Origin of the sequence: Pseudomonas sp. R43(2017), assembly GCF_002112345.1 — a bacterium.
Taxonomy (GTDB): Bacteria; Pseudomonadota; Gammaproteobacteria; order Pseudomonadales; family Pseudomonadaceae; genus Aquipseudomonas; species Aquipseudomonas kribbensis.
Window position 1 is genome coordinate 420,445 of the sequence record NZ_NEHJ01000004.1, and the last position, 14,002, is coordinate 434,446.

Here is a 14,002-nt window from a genome sequence, read left to right on the forward strand (position 1 = left end):
GGAAATGAACAAGCCCGGCAATGGCCGGGCTTTGGTGTCTGCATTCTGCCGATCAGCTGATGGCTGCAGCAGTACCGGTTTTATCGAAACCGTCGGCAGCGATGGCAGCAGCGGTGCCGGTCTTGTCGAAACCGTCAGCCGCGATGGCTGCGGCAGTACCGGTCTTGTCGAAGCCATCGGCAGCAACGGCTTTGCCGACGTTGGTTTTATCAAAACCATCGGCAGCGTAGGCGCCCGAGTGGCTGGTTTCGATGGCGGCGCTGGCGCCGTTGATGAAATCGGCGGATTTGGTTTTGTCCGAGCCATCGGCGGCGAAGGTGTTGGCGGCCAGTACGGACAGGGTCAGGGCGATGATCAGTTTGGTTTTCATGGTCGTTCTCCAGATTCGAAATTCGTTGGCGGTGTGTCTTGCATGGGTTTCATGCTACGCCAACTAAATTGATTAAAAAGCGCAAAATAATGCTAAAAACAATCGATTAACTTGATATTAAGGGCGACGCATTCAATTCGTCTCGTCGTGGGAGCGAGCGACGCGCAGTCAATCGATCAGGTAAGTGCAGGATGCGGCAGGGGCATTAACCGGTGATTAATCGCCGCTTTTGGCGTGTGTGACAGATTTTTCATACATTCCCGACCGGTTTTTCACCCTCGTAGCGCCAGTCTGCCGGCGGCCAGAAAACCAAGAACCGGCCGTCACACACTGGAGCTTTACCTGCAATGAACAAACTGCCTCAAATCACCCTGGCCTTCTGGGTCATGAAAATCTGCGCGACGACCCTGGGGGAAACCGCGGGGGATTTGCTGTCGATGACCCTCAACGTCGGCTACGCCATGAGCTCGCTGATCCTGATCAGCGTGTTCGTCCTGACGCTGGTCACGCAACTGATGTCCAAGACTTACAAGCCGCTGCTGTACTGGATCGTGATCCTGTCGACCAGCACCGCCGGCACCACCATGTCCGACTTCATGGACCGCACGCTGGAGCTGGGCTACGCCACAGGTTCCATGATCCTGATCGCGATCCTGCTGGCGATCTTCGCGGCGTGGCGCCTGAGTGGCGACTCGCTTAACGTCACCAAGGTGCAGAGCTTTCGCGGCGAGATGTTCTACTGGATGGCGATCCTGTTCTCCAACACCCTGGGCACCGCGCTCGGCGATTACCTGGCGGATGATTCGGGCCTGGGCTTTGCCGGTGGCGCGCTGCTGATCGGCTCGGCGATTGCGGTGGTGGTACTGCTCAAGTACTTCACCAGGATTTCGTCGGTGGCGCTGTTCTGGGTGGCGTTCGTGCTGACCCGGCCGTTTGGCGCGACCTTGGGCGACTTGATGACCAAGTCCCATGAGAAGGGCGGTCTGGACTTCGGCACCATCGGTTCGTCGGCAGTGCTGGCGGGGATTCTGCTGGTGATGATCGTGGGCGCGTCTTATGCGCAGAAGCGTTATGGCGGCAAACAGGGTGTTGCCGAGTTGTCCTGATACCGAGGTGACTTCAATCGCGAGCAAGCTCGCTCCCACAGGGTCAGTTGTACGCCGATCCAATGTGGGAGCGAGCTTGCTCGCGATGGGGCCAGAACAGCCACCATTGCAGTGGCTGTAGAAACCCGATCAGTCAGTGACGATGCGCGAATGTTTCTGGGTGTCTTTCATGGTGATGTACACCAGCAGGGACACCGCGATGCACGCGGTCACGTACCAGTAGTAACCGGTTTCCATGCCGATGCTCTTGAACCACAGCGCGATGTATTCGGCGGTGCCGCCGAAGATCGACACGGTCAGTGCGTACGGCAGGCCGACGCCCAGGGCGCGGATTTCGGTCGGGAACAGCTCGGCCTTCACCACGGCGTTGATCGAGGTGTAGCCGCTGACGATGATCAGCGCCGCCATGATCAGGAAGAACGCACCCCACCAGGTCTGGATGGTGTGCAGGGTCATCAGGATCGGCACGGTGAAGATCGTCCCGAGCACGCCGAAGGCGATCAGGATCGGGCGACGGCCGATCTTGTCGGACAGGCCGCCGATGATCGGTTGCAGGCACATGAACAGGAACAGCGTGGCGGCGGAAATGGTGGTGGAGTCGGAGATGCTCATGCCGACGGTGTTCACCAGGTATTTCTGCATGTAGGTGGTGTAGGTGTAGAACGCCAGTGTACCGCCCATGGTCAGGCCGACCACGGTGAGCAGTTCCTTCGGATGGCGCAGCAAGGTGCGCATGGCGCTTTCCTTGGACTTCTCTTTCTTGGTGAACGACTCGGTTTCTTCCATGCCGCGACGCAGGTACAGCGCGACGATTGCACACAGCGCGCCGATGGCGAACGGAATACGCCAGCCCCAGGCGTACAGTTGCTCGGTGGTGAGCATCTGTTGCAGCACGATCAGTACGCCCAGCGCGATGAGCTGGCCGGAAATCAGGGTCACGTACTGGAAGCTGGAGAAGAAGCCGCGACGCTCCTTGGTGGCCATCTCCGACAGGTAAGTAGCGGAGGTGCCGTACTCGCCACCGACCGACAGGCCCTGCAGCAGACGGGCGAACACCAGCAGGATCGGTGCGCCGATGCCGATGGTTTCGTAGTTCGGGCTCAGTGCAATCAGCAGGGAGCCGAAGCACATCAGGTACACCGAGGCCATCAGTGCCTTTTTACGACCGACCTTGTCGGCGTACAGACCCATCAGCCAGCCACCGATCGGACGCATCAGAAAGCCCACGGCGAAAATCGCGGCGGTGTTCATCAATTGGGCGGTGGTGGAACCGGCGGGAAAGAAGGTCTTGGCGAAGTACAGCGAGAAGGCGGCATAGACGTACCAGTCGTACCACTCGACCATGTTGCCGACGGAACCGCTGAAGATCGACTTGATGCGACTGGCGGTGGTTCGTTCTTTGGCCGGCACGGCCGACCCAAGAGGCAGGGCGTTGGAGTTATCCATTGAAGGATCCTTCGTTTAATTGTTTTTGTGGAGCGCGTTGAAACGCAGCCTGCGGGGGCTATAGCAGGAGCTGTGCCAACGGGGAGAGGGCCGGTTTAGAGGGGGTGGGGGGAAAAGTTGAGCGGTTTTTTGCCGATGGCGGTTGGGTGATGAGCGGAAATTCGCTCACACACTCTGATTTCATGTCTGGCCTCTTCAGACTTTTGAAAAACGGCTTGACCGTGAATGCAGCATGGTCTGCGTAAAGCGCAATTCGTTGATGACTCTGTTCGTTTCAGTCTGCAGAGACTCAACGGTATCGCCGGGGTTGTTGCCGAAGAAACTGAAAGTGTGCATGGCGTTGACGCCTGCCGCTTCAAACTGACTCTTTACCTGAGTCATGTTTTCGTTCAGGGCGTCGATCAGCTTTGAAATATTGTTGTAGGCCTTGGCGATTTTTTCTTCTGAAAGATTGGAGCCAGCTCCTGCAATTTCATGCACGATTTCAAAAGTCCCCAGTGCGGCGGAAACTGCCGTACTGGCGGCACCGGCTGCATCCGGTACGACTACCTTGAGAATCATACCTGTGCCGGTATTGACGACTTCCTTGCCGGTCCTGAGGGCGTTTTTTTGTTTGCTAAGGTTCATGTGGGCGTATCGCTGTTGTATGTATTCCTTGAAGTCGAGTGTCTTGTATTCTGCCTTGCGAATGATTTTTTCAGGGGCGAGTTTTCCTCCTTTGAGTTTGACTGAAGCGCTTGCACCGGAGTGCTCGGCCACATAATCCACGGCGAGACCGACGGTTTTTTTGACAACGAACCCCAATACCACAGCCGTTGCATTGCCCACTACGGGTGCAACTCCTCCCAATGCTTGTCCGCCGACACCGACGGCAATTCCGGCGCCAAATGCCAGACCTTGTCCGACCAGATGCACCGCGGTACGTCGCGCTGACGATAAGGCGTGTTCGCTGGGTGAGCGGTGGTTGAGAATCTGTTGTTGCGCATTCAGCGCGCGTCGTAGGGAAATTTCGAGAATTTGGGCATGTCGGACAATGCCCCGAGATAACTCACCTCGGGCGATCCGACTAGCGCGGTTTCTTGCACTTGTTGCTTTGCGCAGATCCCGCTCTTCTGCAGTCTCTATCTCAGGGAAACTGAGCCAGGTTCGACCGTCGGCATCGACCCGGACCATAGGGTTGTTGCCCACAAATCCATACAGATTCAGCCCATCCACATCCCCCGCCGGATCCGCGCTCACCCAGCGTTGCAACCACGGCGCGTAATAACGCGCGCCGTAGTAGTACAGGCCGCTGACATCCATTTCCTTGCCCGAATAACGGACGAATTTGTAGTCCACCTCAATCTGCGAACGGGCGGCCATCCACGCCGTGGCGCCGAACGGGTAATAGCCTTCGTGGGAAATCATCCCCGCCTGTTGGTCGAGTTCCATCAGGCACGAGCCCAGATGATCTTCGAGGGTGTAGCGCAACTGGTTCTGTTTGATGCCCGAGGGTGGGACAGCGGCCCAGTGCAGGCAGCGCACGCCGGTCGGCAGAACGACGATGTGCAGTTCTTCGCCGTTGTCCTTGCTGCGGATTTCCAGCCCCGGCAGGTAGCGCACTTCCTGAAAGTGACGGTTGGCGTCGGTGTCCAGGCGTTTGTAGACCCGTGTGCTGTCGCTGTAGCGGTACTGTTCAGCATCGTCGGGGCCGCTGTCGCGTTGCACCAGCGTCGCCCGGGACAGTTCGTCGCGAGAGTTCCATTGCAGGGGTTGACCCGGTTGCACGGCCAGCAGATTGCCGTGGCGGTCGAACAGGCTGGCGAAGTCCGGTTCGGGGTCGCCCTCGTTCCAGCGCACGCCCCGGTTGCTGGCCGGGTCGATGCGCAGGCGTCGGGTGTAACTGGCGCCGTCACGCACGTGGCGCAGCTCGGTCAGGTTGCCGCCGTGATCATAGGTGTAGGTCTGGGTGTAGTTGCGCCGGTCGGCGGGGTGGGTCGGTTGTGGCAAACCGGGGGTGTCCGATGGTGCAGCATCGTCGTAGCCGCTGGCCGTATGCAGGCGGTACAGCGAGTCGTAGCTGAACTCGCGGTGACCGTCGACCCGCTGGTTGGCGAAGTGTCTGGGTGTGAAGAGGTTGTCGAGGATACGGGTGATGTTGCCCACCGGGTCGTATTCGTACTCGAAATCCTGCAACGGCGGTTGCTGATCGAGCCGGGCCGATTGCCGTTGCAGGCGCAGGCTGGCCGGGTCATAGGCCCAGTGCTGGGTCACGCCGTTGCCGGCCTGCTGTTCAATGATCTGCCCGGCGGCGTCGTACTGTGCGTCACGCAACACGGCTTGCCAAGTGGTTTGTCCCTTGAGCTGCAACTGCGCCTGCGTGAGCTGCCCGGCCAGATCGTAGCGAGACTGCTGGCGATGCCCACCGGCGTCGGTCTGTTCCAGCACGGCGCTCAAAGGGCTGTAAGTGCGATGACTGCTGAAGGCTTTGCCGTCGTGGAAGGTGCGGGTTTCGCCAAGGGCTTCACCGGTCAGTGCGAAACTGTCGAACACCAGACTGCCCGATGGATCGACCTGTTCGAGCAACTGCCCCCGCAGGTTGAAACCGGCATCGGATGAAGCGTCGGCGTAGGTGAAGGTTTCAGGATCCGGTTGGGCGCTCTCCCTGGCGGTCGTCAGGCGCAGTTGAGGGTCGTAGGTCATGCGCCAGTGATGGCCCCGTTCGTCCCAGCGCTGCAGAATTTCCCCGGCCAGCCCGGGCAGGGTCAGGCGCCAGCCGGCGTCGACGCTGGCGACCTTGAGTGATTCACCGTTCAAGTCGTGATCGCCGGTGAAGTTGGGGGACGAAATACGTGGATCGCGCTGTTCTGCCAGCCGTCCTGCCTTATCGAACACCTGTCGGGTGACCAGGGCTTCGGCGGCTTCGCCGGCAACCGTGCGCAGATAGTCCACTTGCCTGACCGACAAGCCGCGGCTATCTCCCACGAGCATGGACGGTGTACGGTGATGGACCCGGACGTTCATTAACGCGACTCGGCCATGATTCATCTCTCGATGCGGGGGGCGGCGCCATGAACTCACCCTAACAGGTCGGGGAAGGGTTGTGACCTGACAAGTTTGACAGTAAGCGCTTGCCCGATTCACCTTATGAATCGATGAACATCTCCCGGTTCAACCCATGCCGTTGCATCTTTTCATTGAAGGTGCGGCGCGGCAGTTGCAGCTCTTCAAGAATCGCTTTCACATCGCCTTTATGCCGAGCCAACGCGGCCCGCAGGCACTGCGCCTCAAACGCCTCCTGCTGCGCCGCCAGTGACCGGCCCGGATCGATGCCCTGCACCGGTTCATCCAGTCCCAGCACCTGCCGTTCGGCGACGTTCGCCAGTTCCCGCACATTACCCGGCCAGTCGTGACTGAGCAGGTGGCTCAACTGCGCACCACTGAGCGGCGGGAAGGTCCGGCCCAAGCGCTGGGCGGCGCTCTGGGCGAAGGATTCGAACAGCAACGGAATGTCCTCCCGACGATCCCGCAGCGGTGGTAATCGCAACTCCGCGACGTTCAGGCGATACGCCAGGTCTTCGCGAAAACGCCCGGCTCGCGCTTCATCCAGCAGATCGGGTTTGGTCGCCGCGACGATCCGCAAGTCCACGCGAATGCTCTGGTTCGACCCCAGCCGCTCCAGCTTCTGCTCCTGCAAAACCCGCAGCAGCTTCACCTGCTGGGCCAGCGGCATGCTTTCGATTTCATCGAGAAACAGCGTGCCGCCATCGGCGTATTCCAGCTTGCCGATGCGCTTGCCCGAAGCCCCGGTGAACGCGCCGCTCTCATGACCGAACAACTCGGCTTCGAACAACTGCTCGGGGATCGCCGCGCAGTTCAGCGCCACGAAGGGTTTGTCGGCGCGCGGGCCGAAGTCGTGCAGGCAGCGGGCGACCAGCTCCTTGCCGCTGCCGGTTTCGCCACGGATCAGCACATTGACCGGCAGCGTCGCCAGATCCAGCACCTGTCGGCGCAGGGTCTGCAAGCCACGGGACACACCGAGCAACGTCGCATCCAGTCTGGCGCGGTTGTCGGCCTGTTCGTGCAGGGCGCGGTTTTCCAGCACCAGCCGACGCTTGTCCAGCGCCCGGCGCAGGCTGCCGAGCAGGGTCTCGGGGCTGAAGGGTTTTTCCAGAAAGTCATAGGCGCCGTCGCGCATCGCTTCGACCGCCATCGGCACATCGCCGTGGCCGGTGAGCAGGATCACCGGAAGGTCGGCATCCCGGCGCTGTACTTCGGCCAACAGCTCAAGACCGCTGAGGCCGGGCATGCGCACATCGCTGAGAATCACCCCGGCAAAATGCTTCGGCAGCGCCGCCAAGCATTCCTCGGCGCGGCTGAACAGCTGCACCTCGAAACCGGACAGGCTCAGCCACTGCTCGACCGCATTGCGAATGCTGCTTTCGTCATCGACCACCATCACGCGGTTGAGCATCAGAGGTGCGCCTCCAGATCGATTGGCAGGGTCAGGCTGAACACCGCGCCGTTGTCGCCGTTCTCGGCGCTCAGGCGTCCGCCGGATTCGTGGACGATGGCGAAGGATACTGCCAGTCCGAGGCCGAGGCCGTCACCCACCGGTTTAGTGGTGAAGAACGGATCGAACACCTGACCCAGATGTTCCTCGGCGATGCCGCCGCCGTTGTCGATGACGCTCAGGCGCCACAGTTGCTCGTCGGCTTCCAGACGGATTTCCAGACGTTTGCACGGTTTGCCCTGCATCGCATCGAGGGCGTTGCGCAGCAGGTTGATCAACACCTGTTCGAGACGGATCGCATCGCCGCGCACCCAGGCCGGACGGGTCAGATGCAACACAAGGCTGACCTGTTCGTCGCGCATTCTCGCGTCCAGCAATTGCAGGGCCTGATCGACCACCGTCGCCAGGTCCAGCCGCTCGCGCAAACCGCTGGGGCTCTTGCGCGCGAAAGTTTTCAAATGACCGGTGAGGGCCGCCATGCGCGTGAGCATCTCATCCACCGGTTTGAGCGCCTTGTAGGCGTCATCGACCCGGCCGTGATCGAGCAGCAGCCTCAGAGTTGCAAGCTGCATGCGCTGGGCGGTCAGCGGCTGATTGATTTCGTGGGCCAGCGCGGCGGACATCTGCCCGAGTGCCGCGAGTTTTGCCGATTGCACCAGACCATCCTGGGCGGTACGCAAATCCCGGGTGCGTTCCTCGACCAGTTGCTCAAGCTCTTCGCGGCTGCGCTGGCGCATCTTCGCCAGACGCCAGCGCTGGTTGAGGAACAACAACAGGAACACCAGCGCCAGCCACACCCCGGCCGCGGCGAGCCCGGCATTGCGCTGGTCTTCGAAGGACAGTTGCGGGCGACGCAGCAGGTGCAGGGTCCAGCCTTCGGCGGTCAGCGGCAGGGACTCCCACAGGTAATCCGCCGTGCCTTGCGGAGCCTCGACACGGCGCAGGTCGCTGTTGTCATCGAAGCGGCGCAGGGACAGATGAGTCAGCGGCACCAGCGACTGTTTGTCGTATTGACGGGTGGCCTTGATCTCCCGGTAATCGGCCGGGGTCAGCGGGTGTAGCAGGCGATAGCGCCACTCGGGCTGGTTGGCGATGAAGACGATGCCCCGGGCATCGCTGACCAGCAGGGTGTCGTTGCCGTGGCTCCATTCGCGCTCAAGCTCCGGGAATTCCAGCTTGACCACCATCGCCCCGAGGAACTCGCCGTTGTCACCGAGCACCGCGCTGGACAGGAAATACCCGGGAATCCCGCTGGTCACCCCGACCGCGTAGAAACGCCCGGTGCCTTGGGTGCGGGTCTGACTGAAATAGGGGCGAAAGCCGTAGTTGTGGCCGACGTAACTGCTTGGCAGACGCCAGTTGCTGGCCGCCACCGCAAGACCGGTGTGATCGAGCAGCTCCAGCGTCGAGGACTGCGCCGCGCCGTTGATCTTTTCCAGTTTCAGATTCAGCGCAGCCTGCTGTTCGGCGTCGACCGGGCCGGCCAGCGCCGCACGCAATTGCGGGTCCAGCGCCAGCACGGCGGGCAGGGCGCGGTAGCGGTCGATCAGGGTGTGCAGCGAGTTGGCGTACAGCGCCAGTTGCTGGTTGGCCCGCGCCGCATCCTCCTCCAATGCCTGGCGTTCGGCGTGACGGATCGCAAGCGTCGCGGCGAGGGCGGCGCCGGCGAGGATCAGCAGGGTATACAACGACAGACGCAGGGTACGGGAAGTCGGCAGCATGCTGGGCGCATAGAGGTAGGAAGTCGGGCCGGCACCATAGCATGGTGTCGGCCCGAACTGACAAGAGGGGCAAAAGTTCTGCCCGGCTCGCGCTGTCAGCGGAGCGCGTAGGGTTTGCGCACAGCCCTGCGAGTTGTTCTGGCTCTATGAAATACACTCCCGGCGGAACCTCGAGAGTTCTCTGAACTGCGACGTGACGATGTGTTGCTTTCACTTGGGGCTTGCGGCCGCAGGCGGGTGATCTTTTCGAGGATTGTCATGCTTTGCCAGGAAATTCCGACCAACTCTTCCGCGTCCAGTACTTGCTGACGCAGCGATTGCACGGCTTTCATTGACACCTCCTTCTTAAGGCTCTGTTCAGCGACGAGCCTGTCGACCGTCTCCAGCCATTTTCCTGCCTGAGCCTTCTTGTCCGCCTTGTCCTTGGTGCCTCTCAACTCGTCGACGTAGCCCCCTACGATCGGACCCAATACCATGCCCGCCAGGGTTCCTGCCGTGGTGATACCCAGCGTGGTCAGTGCGAAGTGCCGGTTGACATCTTGCGTGACATCCACGGGTGGTATGCCGTCGCCCCCTTCAGGGTCCCAGGTGTTGAACGGGGACCAGCCCGGGTTGAACTGCGTGGCGTACAAAATGAGCGAGCCGGCGGCGCTGGATAAAAGGGTAACGAAAGCTGCGTTGGCCGGAGACGAAGTCCCGACGGGCAGCAATGCCAATCCGACTCTTGAATTGACCACCGTCAGCGCCGCTTGCTTGCCCCATTCGCCCCAGGATTGTTCGGGCTTGGGCGGCAGCTTGCCGGGTCATCCACCAGCGCGGTAGTACCGGTGGATTGCGCCACGCTGTCGGCGATCGAACTGCGAGGGGAGGACGACGTCGATCCGCCTACGCTGATGGAGACCTGGGCTGACGTGGCCGGCGCCGGTTGCATCATCATCCCTTGCTCGTCAATGAAGTTGATCGGGTTGTTCGCCGTCATCCGGTACAGGTTCAATCCGTCCACGGTTCCCGCCTTGTCCGGCTGGGTCCAGCGTTGCAGCCATGGGGCGTAATAGCGTTGCCCGTAATAGACCAGGCCGCTTTCATCGGTTTCCTTGCCGCTGTAGCGGATGAACTTGTAGTCCACTTCGATCAGTGACCGGGCTGCCAGTGTCGAGGTGCTGCCGAACGGGTAGTAGGTCTCCTCACTGATCAATCGCGCCAGTTGGTCCACTTCTTTCAGGGACGACCCCAGGTGATCCTTGAGGATATAGCGCATTTGACTCTGATCGATGCCCGTGGGTTTTCCCTTCACCCAGTGGAGACATGTCACGTGGCCTGCGCCAGTGTCCAGCTTGATGACGTGCAGTTCTTCGCCGTTGTCTCTGGTGCGGATCTCCAGATCGGGCAAGTAGCGGACGTCCCGAAAATGGCTGACTGACGGAGTGTGGGTCTCCAGTCTTTTGTGCACGCGCACATCCTGGCTGTAACGATACTGCTCCGTATCGTGTGGTCCGGTGGGATGTCTGGCCAGGGTCACGGAGTCCAGTTGATTACGACTGTTCCACTTCAGTGGACCAAACGGTAGCGCCAGCTGGTTGCCCGCCGCGTCGAACTCGATGGGAAAAACCGGTATCTGAGCGCCAAGGGGGCTGAGATTCTGCTGGCTGGAAAAGGACAATCCATCGTGAGAAGTGCGGCTTTCCTGCAGCGCCGCGCCTGTCAGGGCAAAAGAGTGCAGTTTGACGCTGCCCGATGGATCATTGATTGCGACCATTTGCCCGCGCCGGTTGTAGCCAGCGTCGGCCGAGGCATCGGCATAGACGTAGGTCTCGTTATCCAGTCCGGCGTCCACACTGTCGGTTTCAAGCACTTCTGCGATCAGACTGAAAACGCTGGTGATGGTAGGGCTGGCAAGACGCGGGTCCCACTGTTTCACCACGCGCCCTGGCGCATCGCGTTGCTGGCGCGTGATCAATGCCTCGGCGGTTGCGCCGGCAACCGAGCGCAGATAGGCCACCTGACGAATCACCAGGCCCTGGCTGTCATAAGCTGACAGCGAAGGTGTGCGGTCATGGAGAGATGGGGGCATCGTCCTTGGCCTCTGCTGTGTTCATCAAATTCAAAGGCCCGTTGCTAAAAGCCTGCGCCGAGCGAGTTGAGGCTTGTTTACCATAGGCATAGGTGTTGGTTTTTCCTGTGGAGGGTCGCTGACCTCCGGCGTCGGCCGGGTCGAAGAGGACGGTTCGTTGGCGGCCTTCAGCACTTGACTCAATGCCTCGAAGTACGGGACGCCTTCGCCTGGGACCAATTTGCCAACTTCCGCCTGCTGCAGAGGAGTGAGTGTCTTCATTTGCTCATAGAACAATTCCTGCAAGGTTTCCACATAGGTAGCGGGAGCGGCCTCGGGCGTCATTTTCGTTTCCGGGCTTTTATCCGCTTCTGGATTCAGTTGATCGTATAGGTCACCAGCGGCGCCAAGGGCATTTCCAACGGCGCCCGCGACCTCCCCAAAGAGGGCGATGGAATCGTTGGCGGCTTCGGCTCTGCGCAGCATGTCCGCCCTATTCAGCCCTTTCTTCAAGTGCTTGTAAGTTATCACCGGTACGGCAACCATGCCGACAATCGGCGAGACAGCCAAGATTATGGGGGCGACGGCGACGGCGGGGGGGGCAGTTAAAGCGGTAGCTGCGATGTAAACGCCGGCGCCAGCGCTTCCCGCAGTAGCGCCAACAGCCAGGCCTTTTCGCATGGAAGCCCTGCCGTACTTGGACCTGATGAATTTTCCAAACGTGAGGTCTTTGCGAACCTGCTCGATATCGGCGTCTTCAGGAACCAGCTTCTCAAAATCGGATGCGATGTTTTGCATCTGTCCTGCGGCTGTTTCAGCTTTTTTAATGTGGCCAGCCCATCTTTTCAGCTTATAACCTGCGGTTTTTTTGCCGTCGCCGGTGTCGCCGGTGCTTCCGGATGCGCCGGCTTCGTTTTTCGTGTTGCCGGTGTCGTCCACATAGAAAATCGGGTTGTTGCCGACGAACGCATACCGATTCGTTCCATCCGCATCGCCGCTCGGGTCGGCGCTGACCCAGCGACACAACCACGGCGCGTAATACCGTGCTCCGTAGTAATAAAGCCCGGTGACATCCATTTCCTTGCCCGAATAGCGGGTGAACTTGTAGTCCGCTTCGATCTGCGAGCGGGCCGCCATCGACGAGGTTGCGCCGAAGGCGTAGTAGCTTTCGCGGCTGATCACCTGCGCCCTTTGATCAATCTCCGTAACGCTCGATCCCAGATGGTCGGAATGGGAATAACACAACCGATCGGCATCGATACCAGGCGGTTTTCCGGTGACCCAGTGCAGACACGTCACCTCGCCGATGCCGGTGGCGACGGTGATCCTGTGCAATTCTTCTCCGCTGCTTCGGGTGCGGATTTCCAGACTCCCCACGTAATGCACTTCAGCAATATGGTTGACGGTGCTTGTGTGGGTTTCGTGACGTTTAAAGGCCCTTGCACCCTGGCTGTAGTGATACAGCTCCTGATCGGGCGGACCGCTGGCGTGCTCCGCGAGGATCAGCGACTCCAGCTGATGGCGGCTGTTCCAGTGCATTGGCTGGCCGGGTTGCAGGGCCAGCAGGTTACCGGCGCGGTCGAACAGGGCGCTGAAGTCAGGTGCCGGGTTCCTCGCTCTCCAGCGCACACCACGATTGCTGTCAGGGTCGATGAACATCTCGCGGGTGTGGGTGTTGCCGTCGCGCACGTGGGTCAGTTTTTTCAGGTTGTTGCCGTCGTCGTATTCGAATGACTCGACATAGTTGCGTCGGTCATTGGGATCGGTGGGTTGCGGCCGCCCGGGGTTGTCCGCGGGCGGGGCGTCGCTGTAACCGGTAGCGCGGGTCAGGCGGTACACCGAGTCATAGCCAAATGTGCGCTCACCGTCGACCCGCTGGTTGCGGAAAAACGTCGGTGTGTAGGTGTGATCGACAATGCAGATGGTGTTGCCCACCAAGTCGTATTCATACTCGAAATCCTGAACCGCCGGCTCCGAAGCCTTTTGCGCATATTGTCGAAGCAGACGGCCGTCGGCCTCGCGGTAATGCCAGTGGCTGGTCACACCGTTGCCGAGCCGTTGTTCGGTGATCCGGCCGGCAGCGTTGTAATCCGCGCCGTTCAGGATCGGCTGGACACTTTGCCCGCTGAGCTGCAGGTGCACCTGAGCAAGCTGCCCGGCGATGTCGAAGGTTGATTGTTGGACATGCCCGCCGGCGTCGGTGGTTTGCAGCAGTACACCGATGGCGCTGAAACGCTGACGGCCGGTGCAGATCTTGCCATCCTCGAAGGTGCGGACTTCTGCCGTTGACTGGCCACGCATGTTGAAGCTGTTGAATTGCACCGTACCCGATGGATCGCTCAGCGCTGTCATTTGTCCGCGCAGGTTGTGCGTCGGATCGGCCGAAGCCGTTTCATGGCTGAACGTTTCGAAGCCGATTACCCCGTTTTCTGTGACGCTGCGCAGACGCAGTTGCGGGTCGTAGCTCATCTCCCGGTGATTGCCGTTCGCATCCCAATTCTGCAAAAGCTCGCCGCCGAGTCCGGGCAGTACCGTGTCTTCGCCACCGTCGACGTTCCGGGTCTTGACCGCCATGCCATCTAACCTGAACACGGTTGTTGTGTTGGGCGTGGGCAAGCGCGGATCCTGCTGTGCAACCAGATGGCCGACAACGTCATATTGCAATCGGTTGATGAGCGCTCGCACTTGCTCGCCGGCCACTGTGCGCAGGTACTCGACTTGTCTGACGGCTTCGCCGCGAGGGCCGATTACCGATAGCGTCGGTGTGAGATGGTGCACGCTGGCGGTCATGGCTTGATCCGTTTTATGGGTTTACAG

9 protein-coding genes are annotated in these 14,002 nt (G+C 60.4%); 1 reads left to right on the plus strand and 8 read right to left on the minus strand.

The window, feature by feature from the left end; translation table 11 throughout:
* Window positions 1-52: 52 nt before the first annotated feature.
* Window positions 53-370 (minus strand): hypothetical protein, encoded by a 318-nt coding sequence (locus CAG02_RS13915; protein WP_085709578.1) that lies wholly within the window; start codon window positions 368-370, stop codon window positions 53-55.
* A 347-nt stretch (window positions 371-717) separates the two neighbouring features.
* Between CAG02_RS13915 and CAG02_RS13920 the strand changes: the two genes are divergently transcribed.
* Window positions 718-1,476: a hypothetical protein gene (locus CAG02_RS13920; protein ID WP_085709579.1), complete on the plus strand. Its 759-nt coding sequence runs from the start codon at window positions 718-720 to the stop codon at window positions 1,474-1,476.
* A 129-nt stretch (window positions 1,477-1,605) separates the two neighbouring features.
* Here the strand turns inward: CAG02_RS13920 and CAG02_RS13925 are convergent, their stop codons facing one another.
* The 7 genes from CAG02_RS13925 to CAG02_RS13955 form a co-directional block, all read right to left on the minus strand.
* Window positions 1,606-2,922: an MFS transporter gene (locus CAG02_RS13925; protein WP_085709580.1), complete on the minus strand. Its 1,317-nt coding sequence runs from the start codon at window positions 2,920-2,922 to the stop codon at window positions 1,606-1,608.
* A gap of 195 nt (window positions 2,923-3,117) precedes the next feature.
* Window positions 3,118-5,925, minus strand: coding sequence for an RHS repeat domain-containing protein (locus CAG02_RS13930; RefSeq protein ID WP_085709581.1), 2,808 nt, complete (start codon window positions 5,923-5,925; stop codon window positions 3,118-3,120).
* A 121-nt stretch (window positions 5,926-6,046) separates the two neighbouring features.
* Complete coding sequence (locus tag CAG02_RS13935) at window positions 6,047-7,375, minus strand: sigma-54 dependent transcriptional regulator (protein WP_085709582.1); 1,329 nt, start codon at window positions 7,373-7,375, stop codon at window positions 6,047-6,049.
* A complete protein-coding gene (locus tag CAG02_RS13940; RefSeq protein WP_085709583.1) occupies window positions 7,375-9,135 on the minus strand; it encodes an ATP-binding protein in 1,761 nt (586 codons plus the stop codon). Before CAG02_RS13940 ends, CAG02_RS13935 begins: the two co-directional genes overlap by 1 nt.
* 95 nt (window positions 9,136-9,230) lie before the next feature.
* Window positions 9,231-9,851 (minus strand): hypothetical protein, encoded by a 621-nt coding sequence (locus CAG02_RS13945; RefSeq protein WP_085709584.1) that lies wholly within the window; start codon window positions 9,849-9,851, stop codon window positions 9,231-9,233.
* A 23-nt stretch (window positions 9,852-9,874) separates the two neighbouring features.
* Window positions 9,875-11,206, minus strand: coding sequence for an RHS repeat-associated core domain-containing protein (locus CAG02_RS13950; protein ID WP_085709585.1), 1,332 nt, complete (start codon window positions 11,204-11,206; stop codon window positions 9,875-9,877).
* Window positions 11,207-11,236: 30 nt separating this feature from the next.
* The gene (locus CAG02_RS13955) at window positions 11,237-13,975 is read right to left on the minus strand and encodes an RHS repeat-associated core domain-containing protein (protein WP_085709586.1); all 2,739 of its coding nucleotides are present in this window, start codon (window positions 13,973-13,975) and stop codon (window positions 11,237-11,239) included.
* Window positions 13,976-14,002 lie beyond the last annotated feature (27 nt).